At 70.5% G+C, this 23244-nt stretch carries 21 protein-coding genes and 1 other RNA gene; 1 reads left to right on the top strand and 21 read right to left on the bottom strand.

Going from position 1 to position 23244, the window contains the following annotated elements; translation table 11 throughout:
- Window positions 1-3: 3 nt before the first annotated feature.
- The 17 genes from gcvT to radC form a co-directional block, all read right to left on the bottom strand.
- A complete protein-coding gene (gene gcvT, locus TBR22_RS12595) occupies window positions 4-1119 on the bottom strand; it encodes a glycine cleavage system aminomethyltransferase GcvT (RefSeq protein ID WP_239493341.1) in 1116 nt (371 codons plus the stop codon).
- 117 nt (window positions 1120-1236) lie between these two features.
- Complete coding sequence (locus tag TBR22_RS12590; protein ID WP_239493340.1) at window positions 1237-2055, bottom strand: DUF1080 domain-containing protein; 819 nt, start codon at window positions 2053-2055, stop codon at window positions 1237-1239.
- 69 nt (window positions 2056-2124) lie between these two features.
- Window positions 2125-3567, bottom strand: a complete 1443-nt coding sequence (locus tag TBR22_RS12585; protein ID WP_239493339.1) for a sigma 54-interacting transcriptional regulator — start codon at window positions 3565-3567, stop codon at window positions 2125-2127.
- A 162-nt stretch (window positions 3568-3729) separates the two neighbouring features.
- Window positions 3730-4038, bottom strand: a complete 309-nt coding sequence (locus TBR22_RS12580; RefSeq protein WP_239493338.1) for a hypothetical protein — start codon at window positions 4036-4038, stop codon at window positions 3730-3732.
- A gap of 1 nt (window position 4039) precedes the next feature.
- Window positions 4040-4645 carry a Tfp pilus assembly protein FimT/FimU gene (locus tag TBR22_RS12575; protein ID WP_239493337.1) on the bottom strand — a complete coding sequence of 202 codons (606 nt, stop codon included), beginning with the start codon at window positions 4643-4645 and terminating at the stop codon, window positions 4040-4042.
- A complete protein-coding gene (locus TBR22_RS12570; RefSeq protein ID WP_239493336.1) occupies window positions 4629-4958 on the bottom strand; it encodes a helix-hairpin-helix domain-containing protein in 330 nt (109 codons plus the stop codon). Before TBR22_RS12570 ends, TBR22_RS12575 begins: the two co-directional genes overlap by 17 nt.
- 280 nt (window positions 4959-5238) lie before the next feature.
- Window positions 5239-6054 (bottom strand): ethanolamine ammonia-lyase subunit EutC, encoded by an 816-nt coding sequence (gene eutC, locus TBR22_RS12565; RefSeq protein ID WP_239493335.1) that lies wholly within the window; start codon window positions 6052-6054, stop codon window positions 5239-5241.
- Complete coding sequence (locus TBR22_RS12560) at window positions 6051-7466, bottom strand: ethanolamine ammonia-lyase subunit EutB (protein WP_239493334.1); 1416 nt, start codon at window positions 7464-7466, stop codon at window positions 6051-6053. The genes eutC and TBR22_RS12560 overlap by 4 nt, the downstream gene beginning before the upstream one ends.
- 3 nt (window positions 7467-7469) lie before the next feature.
- The gene (gene eat, locus TBR22_RS12555) at window positions 7470-8828 is read right to left on the bottom strand and encodes an ethanolamine permease (RefSeq protein WP_239493333.1); all 1359 of its coding nucleotides are present in this window, start codon (window positions 8826-8828) and stop codon (window positions 7470-7472) included.
- A 13-nt stretch (window positions 8829-8841) separates the two neighbouring features.
- Entirely contained in the window at window positions 8842-9786 is a 945-nt protein-coding gene (locus tag TBR22_RS12550; RefSeq protein WP_239493332.1) for an SDR family oxidoreductase, read from the bottom strand.
- Window positions 9787-9833: 47 nt separating this feature from the next.
- Window positions 9834-10224: RNase P RNA component class A (rnpB, locus tag TBR22_RS12545), an RNA gene on the bottom strand.
- Between the two features lie 105 nt (window positions 10225-10329).
- Complete coding sequence (locus TBR22_RS12540) at window positions 10330-11841, bottom strand: sigma-54 dependent transcriptional regulator (protein ID WP_239493331.1); 1512 nt, start codon at window positions 11839-11841, stop codon at window positions 10330-10332.
- Window positions 11842-11868: 27 nt separating this feature from the next.
- Window positions 11869-13980, bottom strand: a complete 2112-nt coding sequence (gene ligA / locus TBR22_RS12535) for an NAD-dependent DNA ligase LigA (protein WP_239493330.1) — start codon at window positions 13978-13980, stop codon at window positions 11869-11871.
- 13 nt (window positions 13981-13993) lie between these two features.
- Window positions 13994-14995, bottom strand: coding sequence for a polyprenyl synthetase family protein (locus tag TBR22_RS12530; protein WP_239493329.1), 1002 nt, complete (start codon window positions 14993-14995; stop codon window positions 13994-13996).
- A 41-nt stretch (window positions 14996-15036) separates the two neighbouring features.
- Window positions 15037-15834, bottom strand: coding sequence for a TatD family hydrolase (locus tag TBR22_RS12525; protein WP_239493328.1), 798 nt, complete (start codon window positions 15832-15834; stop codon window positions 15037-15039).
- A 135-nt stretch (window positions 15835-15969) separates the two neighbouring features.
- A complete protein-coding gene (gene metG / locus TBR22_RS12520) occupies window positions 15970-17991 on the bottom strand; it encodes a methionine--tRNA ligase (RefSeq protein ID WP_239493327.1) in 2022 nt (673 codons plus the stop codon).
- Between the two features lie 10 nt (window positions 17992-18001).
- A complete protein-coding gene (gene radC / locus TBR22_RS12515; protein ID WP_239493326.1) occupies window positions 18002-18673 on the bottom strand; it encodes a DNA repair protein RadC in 672 nt (223 codons plus the stop codon).
- 81 nt (window positions 18674-18754) lie between these two features.
- On the opposite strand from radC, the gene TBR22_RS12510 reads away from it, so the two are divergent.
- On the top strand, window positions 18755-19393 hold the full coding sequence (locus tag TBR22_RS12510; RefSeq protein WP_239493325.1) for a DUF4398 domain-containing protein: 639 nt from the start codon (window positions 18755-18757) through the stop codon (window positions 19391-19393).
- Between the two features lie 63 nt (window positions 19394-19456).
- Here the strand turns inward: TBR22_RS12510 and TBR22_RS12505 are convergent, their stop codons facing one another.
- The 4 genes from TBR22_RS12505 to ttcA form a co-directional block, all read right to left on the bottom strand.
- Window positions 19457-20983 (bottom strand): DASS family sodium-coupled anion symporter, encoded by a 1527-nt coding sequence (locus tag TBR22_RS12505; RefSeq protein ID WP_239493324.1) that lies wholly within the window; start codon window positions 20981-20983, stop codon window positions 19457-19459.
- On the bottom strand, window positions 20980-21771 hold the full coding sequence (dapF, locus tag TBR22_RS12500) for a diaminopimelate epimerase (protein WP_239493323.1): 792 nt from the start codon (window positions 21769-21771) through the stop codon (window positions 20980-20982). The genes TBR22_RS12505 and dapF overlap by 4 nt, the downstream gene beginning before the upstream one ends.
- Window positions 21772-21882: 111 nt before the next feature.
- A complete protein-coding gene (gene dtd, locus TBR22_RS12495) occupies window positions 21883-22332 on the bottom strand; it encodes a D-aminoacyl-tRNA deacylase (protein WP_239493322.1) in 450 nt (149 codons plus the stop codon).
- Complete coding sequence (gene ttcA, locus TBR22_RS12490; RefSeq protein ID WP_239493321.1) at window positions 22329-23204, bottom strand: tRNA 2-thiocytidine(32) synthetase TtcA; 876 nt, start codon at window positions 23202-23204, stop codon at window positions 22329-22331. The genes dtd and ttcA overlap by 4 nt, the downstream gene beginning before the upstream one ends.
- Window positions 23205-23244: the final 40 nt, after the last annotated feature.

The following is a 23244-nucleotide window of genomic DNA, read 5'->3' as shown; positions in this document are numbered from 1 at the left end:
TGCTCAGCTCCTCGGCCGCTTGTAGAACGGCATGGGGACGATGCGGGCGGCTGCGAGCCGGCCCCGCACTTCGACGTGCACCTGGCGATCGGGCTGCGCGACCGCCGTGGGCACGTAGGCCATCGCGATGGCCTTCTTGAGGAACGGCGTCTGCGTGCCGCTCGTGACGGTGCCCACCGCCTGCCCGTCGACGATGACGGGATAGCCGTGCCGCGCGATCGCGCGGTCGATCATCTCGAGGCCCACGAGCGTGCGCTCGACGCCACCGGCCTTCTGGGCGCGCAGCACGTCGGCGCCGTTGAAGGTCTCCTTCTTCCAGCCGACGATCCACCCGAGCCCGGCCTCGAGCACCGTGGTGGTCTCGTCCATGTCGTTGCCGAACAGGCGCATCGAGGCCTCGAGGCGGAGGGTGTCGCGGGCCCCGAGCCCGGCGGGCACGACGCCGGCCGACGCCCCGGCCTGCAGGATCGCCTGCCAGACGTGCGGCGCCTGTGCGGGGGGCACGAACACCTCGAAGCCGTCCTCGCCGGTATAGCCGGTGCGCGAGATCATGCCGCGCACGCCGGCGATCTCGCCGTTCTCGAACCAGTAGTACTTGATCGCCGCCAGGTCGACGGCGGTCAACGTCTGGAGCACCTCGGCGGCCAGCGGCCCCTGCAGCGCGAGCAGCGCGTACCGCTGGCTGTTGTTCACGGCCGGCGCGTCGGCGAACTCCTCGACCTGGCTGCGGATCCAGGCGTAGTCCTTCTCGATGTTCGAGGCGTTGACCACGAGCAGGAAGTGGTCGTCGGCCATGCGGTAGACGAGCAGGTCGTCGACGAACGTGCCCTGCGGCGTGGTCAGCGCGGAGTAGTGGATCTGGCCGACGGCGAGCCGCGAGGCATCGTTGGACGAGAACTTCTGGACCGCGGCGAGGGCGTCGGCGCCGGCGATCTCGATCTCGCCCATGTGGCTGACGTCGAACAGGCCCGCGCGAGTCCGCACGGCCATGTGTTCGTCGGTGATGCCGGAGTACTCGACGGGCATGTCCCAGCCGCCGAACGGCACCATCCGGGCCTTGTGGCCGAGGTGCGTCGCGTGCAGGGGCGTCTGCTTGAGAGGAGGCTGCGAGTGGGTCATGCCGCTGAAGGGGCGCGGCCCGGAGGGGCCGCAACCCTTCAACAATACAGGCTCAGGGGTGGGGGTTCAAGGAAGGCCGGCGGCCGTCGCCCGCGAGCGACGGCGCCAGGTCGGCTCCTAGGTGTTGGGGAGCGCCGTGCCCTTCACCTTGACATTGCGGAACGACACCGTGTTGCCGTGATCCTGCAGCAGGATGTGGCCGCTCTTGGCCTTGCCGAAGCCGGCGTAGTCCTTGTACTTGCTCGCGGCCACCAACTTGTCGAAGGCGGCGCTCGCGCGGTCGTACTCGATCAGCTTCGTGCCGTTCAGCCAGTGCTCCACCTTGGTGCCCCTGGAGACGATGTGCACGCTGTTCCACTCGCCGATTGGCTTGACCGGCTTGCTGGTCGGCGCGGCGATGAGGTCGTACAGCGACCCGAACGTCCGGTTGCCGTCGCGGCCCATCTTCGCGTCCGGATGCACCGCATCGTCGAGGAGCTGGTACTCGAGGCCGATGGCCGAGCCCTTGCCCGGCGTGCCGAGCTTCTCGGTGACGAAGTACTTGATGCCGCTGTTGGCGCCCTTGGACAGGCGCACGTCGGCCTTGAGCTCGAAATCGCCGTACTCGTCGACCGTGACGATGTCGCCGCCGTGTGCGGCTTCCCCTCCACCGGACTCGAGGACGGTGAGCAGGCCGTCCTTCACCTGCCACCCCTTCTGCGGGAAGGTGTCGGCGTGGGCGTTACGCCAGCCCTTGGTGGACGTGCCGTCGAAGAGCAGGCGCCAGCCGGCAGCCTTCTCCTCGGCCGTCAGCGTGTTGGCCGCCGCCTGCGCGGCGACCACGACCGCGCCGGTACCGGCCGGGGCCGTCGCCAGGACTGTCGCGCCGAGGCCTGCCGCGGTCGCCAGGCCGGCGAGCGGCAGGGACAAGCGGAACGAGGAACGCAAGTGCTTCATGGAATACTCCTGCGCCGCCCCGTGGCGACGCGATGGGAAGGATCCCCGTCACTGTAGTGCAGGCGTTCGTCATGTGTCGAGAGCCGGCGCCGGCCCATCATGGACCAGCGTGGCCAGCGGGCGTGTCGTCGGCGCGTATGCGGAAGAGCCCTGGCGCCGTGCCACCGACGCGGGCGCCGGCAGGTCCACCGGCGCCGCGCGTCGCGGCCGGCGCGGTTCCGACGAGGGCTGGTAGGCGAGGTAGGCGCACAGCGTGTGATAGCTGATGTCCAGCACGCGACAGGCCTCGCGCTTGTTCCCGTTGGCGCGCTCGAGCACGTAGCGTGCGTACCGGCTTCCCCACTCCCGCATGGTGTCGCCGGCCTGCTCTCCGGGCAGGAAGACCTCTCGGTACCGTCCCGTGACCGCGTCCGGCAGATCCTCGACCTTGATCAGGTGCGACTGGGCGAGCGTGACCGCTCGTTCGATGACGCGCTCGAGTTCGCGGACGTTGCCCGGCCATTCGTGCAAACGCAGCGCTTCCATGGCTTCGACCGACACCCGGTAGGGCTGCCCGTCTGCCGATCGCTGGAGGATGGCCTCGACCAGGTACGGGATGTCGTCGCGACGAGACCGCAGCGGCGGGACGCTGATCTCGATGGCGTTGAGCCGGTAGTACAGATCCCAGCGGAACTCGCCACGCCGGCAGAGGCTCTCGAGCGGTCGGTTCGTCGCCGCGATGACGCGCACGTCGACGCGCCTGCCTCCGTGGCCGCCGACGCGCTCGATGGTCGGCTCCTGGATGACGCGCAGCAACTTGGCCTGGGCCGACGACGAGAGGTCCGAGACCTCGTCGAGGAACAGCGTGCCTCCGTCGGCCAGTTCGAACTTGCCGCGGCGGCCACGCACGCCGGTGGCCGTTCGCTCCTCGATCCCGAACAGCTCCGCCTCGAGCAGTGACTCGACGATGGCCGCGCAGTTGAGGGGGACGAAGGGGCCTGACGCGCGATCGCTGAGGGCGTGGACGCGTCGGGCCACCAGTTCCTTCCCTGCGCCGCTCTCCCCCTGGACCAGCACGATGAACGGCTTGCGCGCCGCGCGGGCGATCCGCTCGTGCAGTTGACGCATCACTGGCGTCACCCCCAGCAGGCCCCCTTGCTCGGGCCCGAGAGTGCGGGTCACCGACCGGATGTCGGCCTTGCGCTCGAGATCGAGGATCAACGGCCCCAACGCCGCCAGGACGTCCACCAACGGCGCCGCGGCCCGCATTGCCTCGGCGGGACCCGCGGCCGTGACCCGCAAGGTGTCCGCTCCACCAGCGATGACGCCGCGACCACGCGAGAGATCGAGCGGTTCGCCGGCGAGATGGACGGTGGGATCGTTCAGCCCGACCGTCAATGTCAGCAGGCGCTCGAGCCCTTCGCGTACCTGCGTCTCCGCACGCAGGATCGTGACGGCTCGCTCGAGGAACACGGCGGGTTCGACGGACATGTCGTCAAGCGCGGCCGAGGCCGCAGCAGCTGGGTCGGTCATGATCTCTCTCGCTGGTGCCCCGTCGGGCACGATCAGGGGTGTCGCTCGGCACACCTTCAATCACTGCGCCATGGTCAGGTGGCTCGAGGTCGCCCCTGGCTGCCGTTGACGCCCCCACGGCGCAAGTGGGGCGAGAAGCCACGCCAGCCGGGTGTGTACCTGCTACTCATCTCGCCATGGCGTGTCGAAGCGCCACGCCGCTTCGTACTGCACGCCGTGGCGGGTGATGCGGCAGACCTCGCACCGCGCTACCCAGCCCTGTCGCAACACGAAGCCGGATTGTCCAGCCGGCACTCGTATCGCCATGGTGCGGCCCGGTCGCACGGGCTGCGCCAGTCGACACCGCAGCCCGTGCGCCGACCTGTCGAGCACCTCGAGGACCCGCGCACCGGGCACCTGCGGCGACTCGCCCGCCTCCCCCGGCGCCGTCCTCGGTTCACGGCGACGTTCGTTGATGACGAGCGTGCTCACCTCAACAGACCTCCCATGCGTCGCCGGCGCCCAGGCACGACAGCCTGACCCGTTGCGTGGTGCCGAGAACTCGCACCACGTAGATCGCCCCGGACGCCCCGACCACGTAGATCGAGGCCGAGGTTGCCGTGCCCCGCGCGGTGAAGGTCAGCCGTGGCGCCGCGCCGAGAACGACAGGATCGCTGCCGGCGGCGATCACGCCCGCGCCGTCGGCGGCAGGAAGGTCCCTGGGGACGTCAAGGGTCGCTCGTCCCTCCCGCACCACCATCGTCCATGGCCGGGCGATGTCGAGGCCGGCCAGGATGTCGGCGGCGGTGACGCCGTTGCCGTTGCCATCGACGACGACTCGCCAGAGCGCGCGGCCACGCAGGTCGAACTCCACCGCCAGCGTGCGGCGGGTCCGCCGCGCTTCCTGCGCCACGGCGCGCAGGTCGGCAGCGACCCCTCTCGCCGCCTCGCGCCCGGCGCGTTCCGCACGCATCCGGTCGAGCGCGTGCAGGCCATTGGCGCCGATCAGGCCGGTGAGGGCCACCACGATCAGCACCTCGGGGAGCGAGGCGCCCCGACGGGAGCGCCCCGCCTCGTCCTGGCTAGTCCTTGCTGGCACGGGCCTCGGCCGGCGCACCCACCGACAGGTACGGACGCAGCTTCAGGAACGACTTCTCGCCGATGCCCTGCACGTTCATCAGGTCTTCGAGCTTCTTGAACGGGCCGTTCTTCTCCCGGTACGAGACGATGCGCTGGGCCATGCTGGGGCCGATGCCGGGCAGGGCCTCGAACTGCGCGGCCGTGGCGGTGTTGACGTTGACCACCTGTGCGGGGGCCGCGGCGCGGGTCTCCTGCGCCCGGGCAGCGGCCGGGGCGACCGGCGCGAACAGGGCGACGAGTGCGAGGGCGGCGGGAAGCAGCGATCGGAACATGGGAACCTCCTGTGAGCGGCGCGCCACCATGGCGCGCGAGCGCACACGGCCGATGACGCGTCGCAGGGAGGTTGGCCCGCTGGATGTTCTCAGGCGACGACGACATGCGGCGCGTGTGCACGCAGTCCCATGGAGCAAGCCGCGGGCCAGGCCGCGCGCGGCGCCGACATTCGTCCGTAAGCCACAGCTCACGCAGGACTTCACGCCACGTCGGGCGGCAGGCGCCTGGTGAGCCGCTGGCCTCGGGACGCCAACTCGCGTTGTCGGATGGGTCCTGCAGTTACCCGGTCGACCGAGGGTCGCCGATGAGAAAGCCCGGCAACGTGCTCGCGGCGCGCGGCGCCTCTTCCCGGTCCTTCAGGGACACGCCGGTCAGGCGGCGGCGCCGCGCCTCGATCATCAGCGCCACCAGGCGACGGGCCGCCTCCGCAGGGGGCTGTCCTTGCGGCCGGATGTTCGAGATGCAGTTGCGCTCCGCGTCGGTGCGGCCTGGTCGCGGATCCCACGTCAGGTACGCGCCCAGGCTGTCGGGGGCGCTCAGGCCAGGACGCTCGCCGATCAGGACGACCACGAGCGGCACCCGCAGCGCTTCCCCGACGACGTCGCCGACCGCGACTCGCGCCTGCTCCACCACCGCGACCGGCGCGACCTGCCATCCACCTCCCTCGCGCAGGGCGCCGAGCACCTCACGCAGCATCGGCGCCGCGTGGGCCTGCGCCGCGCGCGACGACAGCCCGTCGCACACGACGAACGCCACGTCGTACGCATCGGCCCGGTACGGCAGGCCCAGCACGTCGAGCGCACGATGGCTGGCCTCGTCGAGCCGACGTCCGAGGTCGGGCCGCTGCAGGTAGGTCGCCCGGTCGGGCGCGGCGCTGTGCAGCGCCAGCGTGTCGAGGCCGAGCGCGCCAATCTCTGCCCGCACCCGCGGCACGTCCAGCGGATCGTGGACGGCATCCCGGGCCCTGGCGTGCGCCAGCGCGAACGCCAGCTGGGTCGCCGTCGGCAGGCTGACGCCGGCCCTGCCCAACCCGACGTGCGCCGGCGTGTACCTGCGCAAGGCGCTCCAGGGGTTGGTGACGACGGCGTCGCTCACGAGGGCTCTCCCAGCACGCGGGCGAAGGCCGGCGGCACCCCGGAACGATGCTCGCGCAACCGCGCCTCCCCACCGGGTGCGAGGATGGCCATGCGCTCGAGCCAGGCTTCGAACTCCGGCGCGGGGCGCAGGCCGAGCACGCGCCTCACGTACAGCGCGTCGTGGAACGAGGTGCTCTGATAGTTGAGCATCACGTCGTCGGCGCCAGGCACGCCCATCACGAAGGTGCAGCCGGCGGCGCCGAGCAGCGTGAGCAGCACGTCCATGTCGTCGGCGTCGGCCTCGGCGTGGTTGGTGTAGCAGACGTCGACGCCCATCGGCAGGCCGAGCAGCTTGCCGCAGCAATGATCCTCGAGGCCGGCGCGCGTGATCTGCTTGCCGTCGTAGAGGTATTCGGGGCCGATGAAGCCGACCACCGAGTTCACCAGCAGCGGCGAGAAGTGACGCGCCACCCCGTACGCGCGCGCCTCGAGGGTCTGCTGATCGCAGCCGTGGTGGGCGCCAGCCGAGAGGGCGCTGCCCTGCCCCGTCTCGAAGTACATCACGTTGGCGCCGAGGCCCGCATCGAAGGTGGCGCCCCGCTTCAGGGCCAGGGCCGCCTCGCGCGCCTCGACGAGGATGGACAGCGACACGCCGAAGCTCTCGTTGGTGCCTTGCGTGCCACCGATCGACTGGAACACCAGGTCGACGGGCGCGCCGCGTTCCATGGCCTGCAGCGTACTCGTCACGTGCGTGAGCACGCACGACTGCGTGGGGATCTCGTAGCGGCCGATCACCGCGTCGAGCATCTCGAGCAGGCGCACCACCTGCGCGACGTTGTCGAGCGCCGGGTTGATGCCGATCACGGCGTCGCCGGCCCCGTACAACAGGCCGTCGAGCACGCTGGCGGCGATACCGGCGAGATCGTCGGTCGGGTGGTTCGGCTGCAGGCGCGTGGCCATGCGACCGGGCAGGCCAATCGTGTTGCGCAAGCGGGTCACGACCCGCGCCTTGCGCGCCACCAGCACCAGATCCTGCACGCGCATGATCTTGGCCACGGCCGCCACCATCTCCGGCGTGAGCCCGCGTTGCACCGCCGACAGCGCCTCGGCGTCGACGTCGTCCGAGAGGAGCCACTCACGGAAGCTGCCGACCGTGTGATGCGAGACCGCCGCGAAGGCAGCCGCGTCGTGGGTGTCGACGATCAGGCGCGTCACATCGTCGGTCTCGTATGGGACGACGGCTTCGTGCAGGAACTGGCGCAGCGGCACGTCGGCCAGCGCCATCTGCGCCGCGGCCCGCTCCTCGGCCGAGCGCGCCGCCACGCCGGCGAGTTGGTCCCCCGAGCGCAGCGGCGTCGCGCGGGCGAGCAGCGTCCGCAGGTCGGCAAAGACGTGCCGCGTGCCGTCGACGACGTGCGCGAAGGTGCTCATGCGTCAGTGGTGGCCGGGCTCCTGCCCGTGCCTCACGAGCACGAACGACAGCAGTCCCAGGCCCATCATGCCGCCAAACCAGGCGGCGATCACCGGATTGAACCAGATCATCGTGACCAGGCACAGGCAGGCGGCGCCCAGCGCGAAGCCCGGCACCCAGGGGTAGCCTGGCGCCGTGAAGGGACGCGCGAGATCCGGCTGGAGGCGGCGGAGGCGGAACAGCGCGGCCATGCTCACGATGTACATCACGATCGCCCCGAACACCGACATGGTGACGATGGAGGCCGTCAGCGTCTGGCCGGCGATCGAGACGATGCCGTCGCTGAAGATGGCGGTGACGCCGACCAGGCCCCCGGCGAGGATGGCGACCCACGGGGTGTGCGTGCGCGGGTGGACACGCGCGAGCACGGCGGGCAGGTAGCCGGCGCGGGCCAGCGCGAACATCTGGCGCGAGTAGCCGATGATGATGCCGTGGAACGAGGCGACCAGCCCGAAGAGCCCGAGCCACAGCAGCATGTGCAGCCAGCCGCTCTGCGCCCCGACGACGCGCGCCATGGCCTGCGGGAGCGGGTCGTTGATGTTGGCCAGCTGCCGCCAGTCGCCGACCCCGCCGGCGGCCAGCATCACGCCCGCGGCGAGGGCCAGCAGCGTGACAATGCCGCCGATGTAGGCGCGCGGGATGGAGCGGTGCGGGTCGCGCACCTCCTCGGCGGCCATCGCCACCCCCTCGATGGCCAGGAAGAACCAGATCGCGAACGGCAGCGAGGCGACGATGCCCGCCAGGCTGCCGGGCGTGAAGGTGGCAGCCCCGCCCCATCCGCCCGCCAGGAAATGCTGCCACCGGAAGCCGGGCGCGACGACAGCCATGAACACGAGCAACTCGAAGATGGCCACCAGCGTGACCACCAGCTCGACGCTCGCGGCGATGGCCATCCCGGCGATGTTCAGCCCCATGAAGACGCCATACGCCGCGACGGCCACCCAGCGCGGCTCGAGCCACGCGTACTGCACGTGCATGTACGCGCCGATGGCCAGCGCGATCGCCGGCGGCGCGAACAGGAACTCGACGAGGGTGGCCATGCCGGCGATCACCGCGCCGACGGGACCGAAGGCCCGCCGCGCGTACTCGAAGGGGCCGCCGGCGTGCGGGATGGCGGTGGTGAGCTCGGTGAAGCTGAAGATGAACGTGGCGTACATCACCGCCACGAATGCCGACGCGACGAGGAAGCCCAGGGTGCCCGCTGAGGCCCAGCCGTAACTCCAGCCGAAGTACTCGCCCGAGATGACCAGGCCGACGGCGATGCCCCAGAGCTGGAACGTGCCGAGCGTGCGCTCGAGCGTCGGCGCCGACGACGAGGTCACCGGCCGCCGCCGATCAGGCGCCGACCCGGGTCGAGGCGAACCATTCGTAGGTGCGGCGCAGGCCTTCCTCGAGGTGCACGATCGGCGTGTAGCCGAGCAGGCGCGAGGCCTTGCTGATGTCGGCCAGCGAGTCGCGCACGTCGCCGACCCGTGGCGGGCCGTACACCGGGTCCACCGTGGCGCCGGTGATCCCCTTCAGCGTGCGGTAGACGTCGTTGAGGGAGATGCGACGGCCGGTGGCCACGTTGATCACCTGGCCGCTGGCCTCGTCGGGCGCGACGCTGGCGCGCAGCGCGCCGTCGACGACGTTGGCGACGTAGGTGAAGTCGCGCGTCTGCTCGCCGTCGCCGTGAATCGTCGGGCTGCGGCCCTCGACGAGGAACCGGATGAACAGCGACAGCACGCCCGAATACGCCGACGAGGGATCCTGGCGCGGGCCGAACACGTTGAAGTAGCGGATGGTCACCGTCGACAGCCCGTACAGCGTGGTGAACATCTGCATGTACTGTTCGCCCACGAGCTTCTGGAGCGCGTAGGGCGAGAGCGGGGCGGTCGGCATCTCCTCGTGCTTGGGCAGCGTGGCGGAGTTGCCGTACGCCGACGAGCTGCCGGCGTAGACGACGCGACGCACGCCGGCGTCACGCGCCGCCACGAGCAGGCTCAGCGTCGCATCGATGTTGGCCCGGTTGGAGGAGAGGGGATCCTCGACCGACCTGGGCACCGAGGGGATGGCCGCCTGGTGCAGCACGTACTCCACGCCCTCGACGGCCCGCCGGGCGAACGCCTCGTCGGCCAGGTCGCCCTGCAGGAACTCGACGTCATCGATGTGCGCCAGGTTCTCACGCTTGCCGGTGACGAGGCTGTCGGCCACGCGCACCCGGTCGCCCCGGGCGCGGAGCGCCTCCACCATGTGCGATCCGATGAAGCCTGCCCCGCCCGTCACCAGATAGAACGCCATCTCGTCCGCGTCTCCTCGCGCGCCTCGCGCGCACATCCAGACTCAAGTGCTGCAGTCGTCCGATAAGCCGAATTCTGTCGGCCCGCGCCCCCTTGCGGGCGCACGAGCGAGCGATCATTCCTCTGGGACCGGCATTGCTGACGGCCTCGAGCAACCTACCCGGAGGCTTCGGACGGGCCGTCCTCGAGCGCCTCCCTATTTGGTCTTGCTCCGTGCGGGGTTTTGCCTGCCACGTCCGTTGCCGGCCGCGCGGTGCGCTCTTACCGCACCTTTTCACCATTGCTTGCGCACCGAAGTGCGCGTCAGCTGTGTGTTTTCTGTGCCACTTTCCGTCGGGTTGCCCCGCCCGGGCGTTACCCGGCGCACTGCCCTGCGGAGTTCGGACTTTCCTCCAGCAACGGACTTGCGCCCATTGCCAGCGATCGCCTGGACGACTGCCGCAGAGGGATGATACCCGACGGCCTTCCCGGCGCGGACGGCCTTCGGATTCTCGCGCCCCCCGTCGTCACACGATGGCCGACCGCCGAATACCGACGGCCGGCTCTACCCGTCCTTCTCCTGGCTGATGTCGTACTGTTCGAGCTTCTTGTAGAGGTTGGAGCGCGGCGTGTCGATCACCTCGGCCGTCTTCGAGATGTTCCAGCCGTGCTCGCGCAGTTTCTCGACGAGGAACTCGCGCTCGACCTGCTCCTTGAATTCGCGCAGGGTCGTCGGCTTGGGCTGAGGTGGACGAGGCTCCGACACGCCGCCCGTCGGCGCCGACCCGGCCGACACCGGCACGCCGGCCGACCAGGGGTCGGGCACCAGCGGCGCCGCAACGCTGGGGGCCGACATCGCCATCGGGGCCGGTGATGGGGGCGCCGCAGGCGCGTGCACGGGCATGAAGGATGGGCCGTCGACGCGCAGGTACTGGCGCACGTCGGCGACGTCGATCACCTCGCCCCGCGCCATGATCAGGATGCGCTCGACGGTGTTCTTCAGCTCGCGGACGTTGCCGCGCCAGCGGTGCTGCTGCAACACGCCCAGCGCGTCGGGGGTGAAACGGCGGGCCCGCCCGCCCTCGGCCGCGAACAGCTCGGCGAAGTGCTTCACCAGCAGCGGGACGTCCTCGGGCCGCTCCCGCAGGGGCGGCACGTGCACCGGGATCACGCTGAGCCGGAAATAGAGGTCCTCGCGGAACGTGCCGTCGGCGATCGCCGCCTCGAGGTCCTTGTTGGTGGCGGCGATGACGCGCACGTCGACCTTGAGCGTGCGCTGCGAGCCGATGCGCTCGACCTCGCCCTCCTGCAGCACGCGCAGGACCTTGGCCTGCGTCTTCTGGCTCATGTCCCCGACCTCGTCGAGGAAGATCGTGCCGCGATCGGCCAGCTCGAACTTGCCGATCTGCTTGTCGGTGGCGCCGGTGAAGCTGCCCTTCTCGTGGCCGAACAGCTCGCTCTCGATCAACTCCTCGGGAATCGCCGCGCAGTTGACCTGCACGAAGCGCTCGCGCGACCGGAGGCTGTTGCGGTGGATCGCCCGGGCCACCAGTTCCTTGCCGACCCCGCTCTCGCCGAGCACCAGCACGGTGGCGTTGGTCGGCGCGGCGCGGCCGACGGCGTCCAGCACCTGCAGCAAGGCGGGACTCTGGCCCACCAGGTTGTAGCGCGCGTCCTCGGCGCCGCGGAGCCGACGGTTCTCCTGCTCGAGGCGACTCGCCTTGAGGCCGTTGCGCACGGTGAGCAGCACGCGCTCGGACGACAGCGGCTTCTCGATGAAGTCCATCGCGCCCAGGCGCGTGGCCTCCACGGCGGTGGCGACGGTGCCGTGCCCCGAGATCATGACGACGGGCAGCGACTCGTCCATCGCCTTGAGCCGCGCCAGCACTTCGAGCCCGTCGAGGCCGGGCATCTTGATGTCGGAGAAGACCAGGTCGGGCGCCTCGCTGCGTGCCATGGCGATGCCTTCCTCACCGGTGGCGGCCAGCAGGCACGCGTACCCCTCGTACTCGAGGATCATCCGCAGGCTCTCGCGGATCCCCGCTTCGTCGTCGATGACCAGGATGCGTCCGCTCATACAGGCTCAGGTCTCAAGGCTCAGGTCTCAGGCAGGCGGCCAGGTCGCCGGGTCGGCGAGCAGGCGCAGCAGGGTGGCTTCGTCGCCGATCGGCACGCCGAGGTCGCGCGCCTTGGCCAGCTTGCTACCGGCATCCTCGCCGGCGATGACCAGCGACGTCTTCTTGCTGACCGACCCGGCGACCTTGGCACCGAGCGCCGTGAGCCGTTCGGTCGCCTCGTCACGCGTCAGTGCCGCGAGCCCTCCGGTCAGGACGATGGTCCGCCCCTCCAGCGGCCCGGGGCCCTGCCCGTCGGCGACGGGGGCACCCATGTTCAGGCCGGCGGCCTCGAGCCGCGCCAGCAGGCGTGCCGTCTCCGGGGCATCGAAGAAGCGCCGCACGCTGGCGGCCACCACCGGGCCGATGTCGGGCACCGCCTGCAGCTGCGCCTCGCTGGCGCCCGCCAGGGCCGTCATCGTGCCGAACGCCGAGGCGAGGGCCTGCGCGCCGCGTTCGCCCACGTGGCGAATCCCGAGGCCGAAGATCAGGCGCCACAGGTCGTTGCGCCGACTGTTGTCGATCTGCGCGACCAGCGTCGTGGCCGACTTCTCGCCGAAGCGGCGCGGTGTGAGCGTGCGTGCCGGCGGCGTGGGCTCGTCGCCCTCGCCGCTCTTCCTGCGCGGCTGCGCCTCGAACTTCAGCTCCGCCAGGCCCTCGACCGTCAGGTGATAGAGGTCGGCGAAATCGCGCACGAGCTCCAGCGACACGAGCTTGTCGACGAGCGCCTCGCCGAGCCCGTCGATGTTCATCGCCCGTCGTCCCGCGAAGTGCTCGAGGCTCCGTCGCAGCCGGGCCGGGCAGCTCGGATTGGGGCAGCGCCACACGACCTCGTCCTCCGGCCGCTCGAGCGCACTGGCGCAGACCGGGCACCGGGTCGGCATCTCGAAGGGGGGCAACCCGGCCTGGCGACGCGAGACGATCGGCTTGACGATCTTCGGGATGACGTCGCCGCCCTTCTCGAGCAGCACCTCGTCGCCTGGCCTGATGTCCTTGCGGCGGATCTCCTCCTCGTTGTGGAGGGTCGCGTACTGGATCGTCGAACCGGCCAGCAGGACCGGTTCGAGCACGGCGAGCGGCGTGACCGCGCCGGTGCGCCCCACCTGCACGTCGATGCGGAGCAGCCGCGTGGTCGCCTGTTGCGCCGGGAACTTGTAGGCGGTGGCCCAGCGCGGGAACTTCGAGGTGAAGCCCAGGCGCTCGCGCTCGTCGCGGCGATCGACCTTGATGACGATGCCGTCGGTGTCGAACGGCAGCGACTGCCGGGTATCGGCCCAGGACGCGCAGAACGCCTTCACCGCATCGATGCCTTCGCAGCGCCGCCAGTGCTTCTCGACCGGCAGGCCCCACGTGCCGAGCGCGTGCATCAGCGCGGCCTGCGTCGCGGGCAACCCATCGTCGCCGGCCGCGTCCTCGGGCCGCACGGCATGGTAGAAGAAGGCGCGCAGCCCCCGCCTGGCAACCAGGGCGGGGTCGAGGTTGCGCAACGTGCCGGCGGCGGCGTTCCGGGGATTGGCGAAGAGCGGCTCGCCGTCGGCCTCGCGCTCCTCGTTCAGGCGCTCGAACGCCGGGCGGGGCAGGTAGATCTCGCCGCGCACCTCAAGGCGACCCGATGGCGCCTGCTTCAGGCGCAAGGGGATGGCCTGAATCGTGCGGACGTTGAGCGACACGTCCTCGCCCACCACGCCGTCGCCGCGGGTCACGCCGCGCACGAAGACGCCGTCCTCGTAGGTGACCGCGATGCTGAGGCCGTCGATCTTGAGCTCGGCGACGTAGGCGACCGCGTCCTCGCCACCGAGACCCTTGCGGACGCGCTCGTCGAAGGCCACGAGGTCCTCGTCGCTGTACGCGTTGTCGAGACTGAGCATCGGCCGCAGGTGCTCGGCCGTGGCGAAGCCCTCGGCAGGGCGTCCGCTCACCCGCTGCGTGGGCGAGTCGGGCGTGACCAGGTCGGGGTGGGCCGACTCGAGATCGCGCAACTGGCCGACGAGCGCGTCGTACTCGGCGTCCGAGATCTCCGGATCGTCGAGGACGTAGTACCGCTCCTCGTGGTGCCGGATGAGTGCGCGGAGCGCGTCGATGCGGTCGGCGGGCGCGGGCATGCGCCTAGGGTACCTAGCGATCGCGGGCGAGCACGTAGTCGGCCAGGCCGACCAACGCGTCGCGCTCCCGGCTCTCCGGGAACGAGGCGAGCTGCTCGCGGGCCTGCTCGGCGTACTCCCCGGCACGGCGGGTGACCTGCGGGATGATGTCGTACTCACGCAGCAGGCCGAGCAACTGCCGCCAGGCCTCTTCGCTGATGTCGGCGTCGCGAACGACCTGATCGATGATCGGCCGTGACTGCTCCGCGGCGCGATCGCGCAGCAGGATGATGGGCAGCGTCAGCTTGCCCTCGCGCAGGTCGCTGCCAATCGGCTTGCCGAGGGCGGCCTGGTCGGCGGTGTAGTCGAGCAGGTCGTCCACCAACTGGAACGCGATGCCGAGATTGAAGCCGTAATCCCAGAGCGCCTGTTCCTGCGCGGGCGTGATGTCGCCCACCATGCCGCCGATCTTCGAGGCGCCCGCGAACAGGTACGCCGTCTTGCGGCGGATGATGTCGAAGTGCTCGTCCTCGGTGATCTCGGTGTCGCCGTTCTTGGTGAGCTGGTAGAGCTCCCCCTCGATCATCTTCAGCGTGATGTCGCAGAGCACGCGGAGGACGTCGATGCGGTCGTACTGCAGGGCCATCCCGAGCGACTTGATGTAGAGGTAGTCGCCGAGCAGGACCGTGACGTCGTTGCCCCAGCGGGCATGCACCGCGAGGCGGCCGCGCCGCAGTTCCGAGTCGTCGATGATGTCGTCGTGGACCAGCGTCGCCGTGTGGATGAACTCGATGACCGAGGCATACAGCACGGCCATGTCGCTCTTGTCGTGCCCACCGGCCAGTCGGCTGGCCATCAGCATCACGGCCGGGCGCACGCGCTTGCCGCCGGTGTTCTGCAGGTACTTCCCGATCTCGGGGATCAGCTCGACGCGCGAGTCGATGTGGCGCAGGAAGGCCTGGTTGACGCGTTCCAGGTCGTCCCTGACGGGCTCGAACAACTGCGCAAGATCAGAGGGAGACGAGGAAGGCTGCACGTGCGGAACCTCAGGAATCTCAACACATTAGGGTAACGCTGTCAACGAGCGCTACCTGTTGGGCCCACCCCGTCGAACACGGCTTCGGCGTTGGCCTGCGCCTGCGCCCGCGCCTGAGCGAGCGACAGTCCTCGCACCTCCGCCAGGACCTCGAGCACCCTGGCCACGCGGGCCGGCTCGTTGCGGCCGCCGCGGTGCGGCGCCGGCGACAGGTACGGGCTGTCGGTTTCCACCAGCCACCGATCGGCGGGCACCCACGCCGCCACCTCCCGGAGCGCCCCGGCCCGTGGAAACGAGACGATGCCCGAGAAGGACAGGTGGAAGCCCCGGGCGATGGCCGCCTCGGCCAGCGCCTGGTCGCCCGTGAAGCAGTGGAACACGCCCCGCACGCGCCCCTGCCCCGACTCGTCGAGCACCGCGAGGGTATCGGCGTCGGCCTCCCGGGTGTGAATCACCACCGGCAGGTGGCGCTCCACCGCCAAGACCACCTGTGCCCCGAAGACCGCGCGCTGCGTCTCGCGCGGCGAGAAATCGTAGTGGTAGTCGAGGCCGATCTCACCGACCGCGACCGCACCCACCTCGTCAACGGCCGCCGCCACCACGTCGCGCACCCGGCCGGCGTCGACCTTGCCGGCATGGTGCGGATGCACGCCGGCCGCGAACCGCACCGCCGGCCAGGCCTCGCGCACTCGCGGCACCCTGTCGAATTCGACGCGGGTGGTCGCATCGAGGATGCAGATCGCACGCTCGACGCCTGCGGCGCGGGCCCGGTCCACGACGAGGTCGAGGTCCTCGGCGAACTCGTCGCCGGCGATGTGGCAGTGGGTGTCAATCAGCATCGAAACGGTTCACCTGTCAGCACTGTCGGAATTGCAGAATTGCAGGATTTCAGAATTTCACGAACGCTTCAGCACTTCGGAGCCTGACGTTGCTGTTGAATTTCCGAAATTCTGAGATTCTGCAATTCTGAAATCTCAGCGAATGCGGGTGCCGGGTGCGGGTGGCGTCTCGAACGAGATGAGTTGCGCCTTGCCGTCGGTGTCGGCGGCCAGGACCATCCCGTGCGACACGAGGCCCATCATCGGGCGGGGCGCCAAATTGGCCACGAACGCGATGGTGCGGCCGACGATCGCCTCGGGCGTGTACGACTCGGCAATGCCGGCCAGGATCGTGCGCTCCGACTCCGGGCCATCCTGCACGGTCAACTTGAGCAGCTTCTTCGACTTCGGCACGGCCTCGGCGGCCAGCACCTTGCCGACTCGCAACTCGACCTTCATGAAGTCGTCGATGGTGATGACCCCGCCCTCGGCTTCTGGTGCGGCGGCGACGGCCACCTGGACCGGCGTTGCGCCAGGAACGTGGGCGGTCGTGCCCGCGGGCGGTGCGGCGGAGGGGACGGGGGACGACTCTGGCTCGGACACGGAGGCAACTCCAGGCTTGGCGACGGTGACGGCCGGAGCCGTCACGGGAGGAACGACAGGGGCCGACTCGGCGCGCGGCCACAGCGCGTCGCCGGCCGCGACGGTGCGCGCGCCCTCGGCGCGCCACGTGCCGTCGGTGGCCAGGCGGCGTGTCGCCAGGGGCGACGGGTCGCCGAGGCGCGCGAGGATGGCCTGCGACGAGGCCGGCATGACGGGGCCGAGCAGCACGGCCGCCAGGCGCAGGCTCTCGGCCGCCGTGAAGAGCACCTCGTCGAGCGCCGCGGCGTTGGCGGGATCCTTGGCGAGGGTCCAGGGCGCCCGCTCGGCCAGGTACTCGTTGGTCGCATCCAGCAACCGGAACACCGACGCCACGCCCTGGTGCAGGGCGAAGGCGTCCATCGCTGCGCGGTACTCCCCCACCGTCGTCTCGGCGAGGTCACGCAGACGTGACGGCGAGGCGGTGGGCGTGAGGTGCCCCTGCCGGTACCGCGCACCCATCGCCGTGACGCGACTCACGAGGTTGCCGAGGTTGTTGGCCAGATCGGCGTTGTAGCGCTCCTCGAACCGCTCGAAGGTGAAGTCGCCGTCGGCGCCGTACGGAATCTCCTTGGTGAGGAACAGGCGCAGGGCATCGGCACCGAAGCGCTGCGCGGCCTCGAGCGGATCGACGGCGGTCCCGAGCGACTTGCTCATCTTCTCGCCCCGCAGGTGCACCCAGCCGTGGCCGAACACCTGCCGGGGCACCGGCAGCTTCGCGCTCATCAGCATCGCCGGCCAGATCACGCAGTGGAAGCGCGTGATGTCCTTGCCGACCACGTGCAGGTCGGCCGGCCACCACGTGTCGAACAGGGCCGGGTCGGTGCCCAGGCCGACCGCCGACGCGTAGTTGATCAAGGCGTCGAACCAGACGTACACCACCGAGCTCGGGTCGGTCGGGAGCGGGATGCCCCACGACTGCCCCGCCCGGCTGATCGAGATGTCCTCGAGGCCCGACTCGAGGAGACTCAGAATCTCGTTGCGACGGCTCTCCGGCTGCAGGAAGTCGGGGTGGTCGGCGAAGTGGGCGCGCAGGCGATCCCGGTAGGCCGACAGGCGGAAGAAGTGGTTGCGTTCCTTGATCCAGTCCGGCTTCGTGCGATGGATCGGGCAGAGTCCCTCGACCAGGTCCTTCTCCTGCTTGAAGGCCTCGCAGCCGACGCAGTACCACCCCTCGTAGTCGGCCTGGTACAGGTCGCCCGCGTCGGCAATCCGCCGGACGATGGTCTCGACCGCCGCCTTGTGGCGACCCTGCGTGGTGCGGATGAAGTCGTCGAACGACAGGTCGAGCGCCCGCCACACCTCGCGGAACTGGCCCTCCATGTCGTCGCAGTAGGCCAGGGGATCCTTGCCGAGCTCGCGGGCGCGACGGAACACGTTCTGCGAGTGCTCGTCGTTGCCCATCACGAAGTGCGTGTCGAGGCCGGCGAGGCGCTTGTACCGGGCGATGACGTCGGCCGTGATCTTCTCGTACGCGGTCCCGAGGTGGGGCCGGCTGTTGACGTAATCGATGGCGGTCGTGAGGTAGAAGCGAGGCATGGTCAGGTCGTCAGCGCGTCAGCTTGCCGAGGTCGCGAAGGCTGCAGTAGGTCGAGTCGCCGAGAATCACGTGGTCGACCACCGCGATTCCCATCACCTCGCCGGCCGCGACCATCCGCTGCGTGAGCGCCAGGTCCTCAGGGCTCGGCAGCGGATCGCCGGACGGGTGATTGTGGAACAGCACGAGTGCCGCGGCCCCGGCCAGCGCCGCCTCGCGGAACACGTCCCGCGGGTGCATCGTCGCCGCGTCGGCCGTGCCGCGGGTGAGCACGCGGGCGTGCAACACCCGATGCCGGGCGTCGAGCAACAACACCCCGCACTGCTCGACCTCAGCGCTCGCAAAGCGTGGCAGCAGGTATCGCGCCGCGTCCGCCGGCGCCGCCACCTGCAGCCGCGCCGGCGCGGCGCGCACCACGCTCCGGCGCCCCAGTTCCACCGCCGCGACGATGCGGCCGGCCGTCACCGGTCCGACACCACGGCGTCGGAGGGCGGCTGGCGAGACACGCGCCAGTCCCCGCAGTCCCCCGACCTCGCCCATGAGCCGATTGGCCAGGTCCAGCGCACTCGCCCCGCCATGGCCGTGTCCGACGACGATCGCGAGCAACTCGTTGTCGCCGAGGGCCGGAGCCCCGTGTTCGACCAGTTTCTCGCGCGGCCGGTCCTCGGGTGCCAGCGCCTTCATGGCCGGCGCGCCCCCGCTGACCCTGCCGGCCGCCGGGCCGAGCCCCACATGCTACTACGCCCTCTCGGTATACTCCTGCGCATGTTCGATCGTCCGGGCACGGGCCGACCCGTGCTGCGCGCCCTCGCCGCGGCGCTCGCTCTGGGGACCGTCGCCGCCTGCGCGGCGCCGCCGCAAAAGGAAATGGATCAAGCCGAAGGCGCCATCGCCACGGCGCGTGCCGCCGGCGCCCCGCAATACGCGACGGCGGAGTTCAGCGCCGCCGAGGACGCCCTGCGGCGTTCCCACGAGGCGGTCGGCCAGCGCGACTACCGTCAGGCCCTCAACCAGGCCCTCGACGCGCGCGAGCGGGCCCAGAATGCGGCCCGCGAGGCGGCAGACAAGAAGGCCGTCGCCCGCGGGCAGGCCGAGCGCGCCCTCACCGAAGCCGAACTCGCGCTTGCCACCGCCCAGCAGCGCCTCGGCTCCGCCGTCGCCGCCGGCCCGACCACCGGTCGGCGTGCCGTGTCGACCACCGCCGCGTTCAAGACCCTGCAGGAGACGATTGCCGCCGGCGAGAAAGGTCTGCAAGAAGCGCGCTCGCAGGTGCAAGCCCAGCGCTTTGCCGACGCCCTGGCGCTGGCCGCCCCCCTCACCGAGCGGATTCGGGCCGCAACCCGCACCTTCGACGAGGAGCGCGCGGCGGCGCCGGCGGCCCGAGGCGGCCGCCACGGGCGCTGAGGGGCAGGGTCGGCTGGCAGGAACTGCGAAGGACGCCGCTCGCGACCGGCGCAGCTTCCGCGATCAGAACAGGAGCGGGCCGATGAGCGCGAGCACGCCGACAATGGCCACGAAGCCGGCCACGTCCAGCCAGAAGCCGTAGCGGATCATCGCGCCGATCGGCACGTGCCCGCTGCTGTACACGATGGCGTTGGGCGCGGTCGAGATGGGCATCATGAAGCCCATCGAGGCGCCGAGGGTCGCCCCCAGCGCCGGCAGCATCGGGTCCACCTTCGAGGCCGTCGCCACCGCGATGGCGACCGGCACCACCATGTTGGCCGAGGCGGTGTTGGAGGTGGTCTCCGAGAGCAGGATCGCCACGCCCGTGAACACGGCCGTGAGCAGGACCACCCCGGCCCCCGGCAACCAGGCCGTCATCCCCTCGCCGATGGCGCGCGCCAGTCCCGTCGAGAACGCCAGGTCGCCCATCGCCAGGCCGCCGCCGTAGAGCAGCACGATTCCCCAGTCGATGCGGGCCGCCTCCTCCCAGGTGAGCGTGAAACGGCGAGCGTTCCAGTGCACCGGCAGCACGAACAGCAGCATCGCCCCGAGCATCGCGGCCACGCCTTCCGGTACCGAGGTCATGTAGCTGCGTGCCAGCGGCGAGTCGCCCTGCCCGAGCAAGGCCAGCACGCCGGGGAAGGTCCACAGCAGCACCGTGATGGCAAAGGCCAGCATCACGTTGCGTTGGGCACGCGTCACCGGACCGAGACGGGCCAGTTCCTCCCGGACGATCCGGGCGCTGGCCTCGCCGACTTCGATGCCGCGGGTGCTGGTGCGCGTGAAGTAGACCGCCAGGAACGCAAACAGGATCACGACCAACGGCACGCCGATGGCCATCCAGCGGAAGAAGCCGATGTGGGTGCCGGTGATGCGCTCGATGAGGCCGATGCCGATCAGGTTCGGCGGCGTCCCGACCGGGGTCGCCATCCCGCCCACCGAGGCGCCGAACGACGTGATGAGCATCATCGCCGTCGCGAAGCGGCGCAGGGCCTCGTCCTGGCCCGATACGCCGCGGCGCAGCTGCGCGACGATCGACACGCCGATCGGGAACAGCATCGCCGTCGTGGCGGTGTTGCTCATCCACATCGAGATCGTCGTGCCGACCAGCCCGTAGGTCACCAGGATGCGGGCGCCGCTGGTACCGACCCACGGCGAGGCCAGCGCGGTGAACGCGATGCGGCGGTCGAGGCCGTGCACGAACATGGCCTCGGCCAGGATGAAGCTGCCGATGAACAGGAAGATGATGGGGTCGGCAAACGGGGCCAACGCCGCCCGCGCGGGCGCCACCTGGCACACGATGGCGAGCACCGGGCCGAGGACCGCCGTCACCGCCATCGGCAGGGCCTCGGTAATCCAGAGGACCACCACCATCGCGAGGATGGCCGCCAGCCGGTGCGGCGCGGTATCGAGCGGCAGCGGCGAGACCCAGGCGAGGGCGAAGACGACTGGCCCGAGGAACAGGCCCCACGTGCGTCGGCGTCTGTTGAAGGCCTCCTCGGCCGGCGAGTAGGTCTCGACGGCGCCGATTGCCTCGTGCAACGTCCTCACGCCAGCCAGGTGCCTTCGCAGATCACTTCCGCCCACCCCGTCAGGAACACCCCATCGTCACGCCAGTCCACCCGTTGCCGGCCGCCCGGCGCCACGACCTCGACGCGCCGCTCGGCGCCCCCGTAGGCGGCCGCGGCCACGGCGGCCGCGCAGGAGCCGGTCCCCGAGGAGTGCGTGGGGCCGACGCCGCGCTCGTAGATGAGGATCTCGACTTCCGTCGGGCTCACCACGTGGGCCAGTTCGAGGTTGACGGCATCGGGAAACGCCGGGTGGCGCTGCAGGGCCGCGCCGATGCGGAGCATCTCGCGCGTGTCGAGGACGTCGACCAGCCAGACGGCCTGCGGATTGCCCATCCAGAGCGTGACGAGGGAGAGGGCGTCGCCATCGACCTCGATCTCCTGCCGCGTCAGGTGCTCGGGCGCGCCCATGGCTGCCCGGAAGACCGGCCGATGACGTTCGTCGCGCGACAGCAGTTCCAGCCGCTTGGGACCGGCATCGGTGTCGATGAGCAGCGTGTTGCCGGGGGCGATGCCCTGCTGCCGGGCCAACAGGGCGGCGAGCCCGCGGACGCCGTTGCCGGAGACCTCCGCGATGGACCCGTCGGCGTTGTACAACCGCATCCGCGCGCCGCTGCGCCGCTCCTCGAACAGGATCAGTCCGTCGGCGCCAACGCCCGTGGTCCGGCCGCACATCTGTCGTGCGAGTTCGGGCAGGTCGTCGCTGACGACGTCGGCAAACGTGGCGTAGAGGAAGTCGTTGCCGTAGGCGTGGGCTTTCCAGAAGTGCATGGGCCGGGAGTGGGGAGTCGGGAGTCGGGAGTCGGGCGGCCGAACACGTGGGTCGGGCGTCCCGCTCGCCGGCACCGGGCACCGGACGCGGATCGCCGCGGGCACAGGGTGTCAGAACTGCTTGCGGCTGTCGAGGAGCAACGTGACCGGGCCGTCGTTGACGAGGGCGACCTGCATGTCGGCCTGGAAGACCCCGGCCTCGACGGGCAGCCCGTGCGCCCGCCATGCCTCGAGCGCGCGCTCGTACCACGCGCGGGCCTCCTCCGGCCTGGCGGCCCCGTCCCACGACGGCCGTCGTCCCTTGCGGCAATCGCCGGCCAGGGTGAACTGCGACACCACGAGCAACGCCCCGCCGGCCTGCCGGATGTCGACGTTCATCCGGCCGTCGGCATCCGGGAACACGCGCAGCGCGGCGGTCTTGTCGACGATGTAGGCCAGGTCGGCCGCGGTGTCGCCCACCTCGACCCCGAGCAGCACCAGGAAGCCAGCCCCGATCTCGCCCGTCACCCGGCCCTCGACCGTGACCGACGCGGATCGGACGCGCTGGAGGACGGCCCTCACGAGACGCGCGGCGCCGCGGCGCGGCCGGTGCGACCGACGACCGGCAGCGGGTGCACCGAGGCACTTGCACGCCCCTCGTCATCGGCATCGACATGCCCGGCACGCGCCATCGCGTCCAGCGGGCTGAGCCGCCGATCGAGGAGGTGACGTGGATGGACGTTCTGCAGGGCCTTCAGCATCGACGCCTTGATCCCGGGATGCTCGCGCTCGAGGTCGCCGATCAGTCGCTTGAGGCGCTGCCGCTGCAGGCCGAGGTCGCCGCACGCCGGGCAGCAGCAGCCGACGATCGGCAGTTCCGAGGCGAGCGCGTAGTCGAGGGCGTCCTGTTCGGACACGTACACGAGCGGGCGGATCACCACGTGCCGCTCGTTGTCCGACACCAGCCGCGCCGGCATCGCCTTGAGCGCGCCGCCGAAGAACAGGTTCAGCAGCAGGGTCTCGATGAAGTCGTCGGCGTGATGGCCGAGCGCGATCTTGGTCGCCCCGACCTCGTCGGCGATGCGGTACAGCACGCCCCGGCGCAGCCGCGCGCACAGCGAGCACGGGGTGGCGTTGGCCTCGAGGAGGTCGTCCATGACCTCGCCGATCTCGGTGTGCTCGATGCGAATCTCCCAGCCGCGCTCCTCGCAGGTCTTCCGGATCACGTCGTGCTTGAAGTCCTTGTAGCCCGAGTCGACGTTGACGGCGACAAAGGAGAACGGGAACGGCGCCCGCCGGCGGATGACGTCGAGGATCTGCAGCAGGGCCCAGCTGTCCTTGCCACCCGAGAGGCCGACCATCACGCGGTCGTTCGGCTCGATGAGCCGGTGCTCGATCGACGCACGAGCGACGGCCTTGGCGATGCGGGATTCGAGCGAGGAAGCGTAGGACATATCAGCTCACTGACGATGGTAATGCCGGGAATGCTGCGAT

Source organism: Luteitalea sp. TBR-22, from assembly GCF_016865485.1.
Lineage (GTDB): Bacteria > Acidobacteriota > Vicinamibacteria > Vicinamibacterales > Vicinamibacteraceae > Luteitalea.
This window is presented reverse-complemented; position numbering and strand designations above follow the sequence as displayed.

Coding starts and splice junctions, on each gene's coding strand:
- gcvT (WP_239493341.1), bottom strand. CDS start 1,119: ATGACCCACTCGCAGCCTCCTCTCAAGCAGACGCCCCTGCACGCGACG.
- TBR22_RS12590 (WP_239493340.1), bottom strand. CDS start 2,055: ATGAAGCACTTGCGTTCCTCGTTCCGCTTGTCCCTGCCGCTCGCCGGC.
- TBR22_RS12585 (WP_239493339.1), bottom strand. CDS start 3,567: ATGACCGACCCAGCTGCTGCGGCCTCGGCCGCGCTTGACGACATGTCC.
- TBR22_RS12570 (WP_239493336.1), bottom strand. CDS start 4,958: ATGTTCCGATCGCTGCTTCCCGCCGCCCTCGCACTCGTCGCCCTGTTC.
- TBR22_RS12560 (WP_239493334.1), bottom strand. CDS start 7,466: ATGAGCACCTTCGCGCACGTCGTCGACGGCACGCGGCACGTCTTTGCC.
- TBR22_RS12550 (WP_239493332.1), bottom strand. CDS start 9,786: ATGGCGTTCTATCTGGTGACGGGCGGGGCAGGCTTCATCGGATCGCAC.
- TBR22_RS12540 (WP_239493331.1), bottom strand. CDS start 11,841: ATGAGCGGACGCATCCTGGTCATCGACGACGAAGCGGGGATCCGCGAG.
- ligA (WP_239493330.1), bottom strand. CDS start 13,980: ATGCCCGCGCCCGCCGACCGCATCGACGCGCTCCGCGCACTCATCCGG.
- TBR22_RS12525 (WP_239493328.1), bottom strand. CDS start 15,834: ATGCTGATTGACACCCACTGCCACATCGCCGGCGACGAGTTCGCCGAG.
- metG (WP_239493327.1), bottom strand. CDS start 17,991: ATGCCTCGCTTCTACCTCACGACCGCCATCGATTACGTCAACAGCCGG.
- radC (WP_239493326.1), bottom strand. CDS start 18,673: ATGAAGGCGCTGGCACCCGAGGACCGGCCGCGCGAGAAACTGGTCGAA.
- TBR22_RS12510 (WP_239493325.1), top strand. CDS start 18,755: ATGTTCGATCGTCCGGGCACGGGCCGACCCGTGCTGCGCGCCCTCGCC.
- dapF (WP_239493323.1), bottom strand. CDS start 21,771: ATGCACTTCTGGAAAGCCCACGCCTACGGCAACGACTTCCTCTACGCC.
- ttcA (WP_239493321.1), bottom strand. CDS start 23,204: ATGTCCTACGCTTCCTCGCTCGAATCCCGCATCGCCAAGGCCGTCGCT.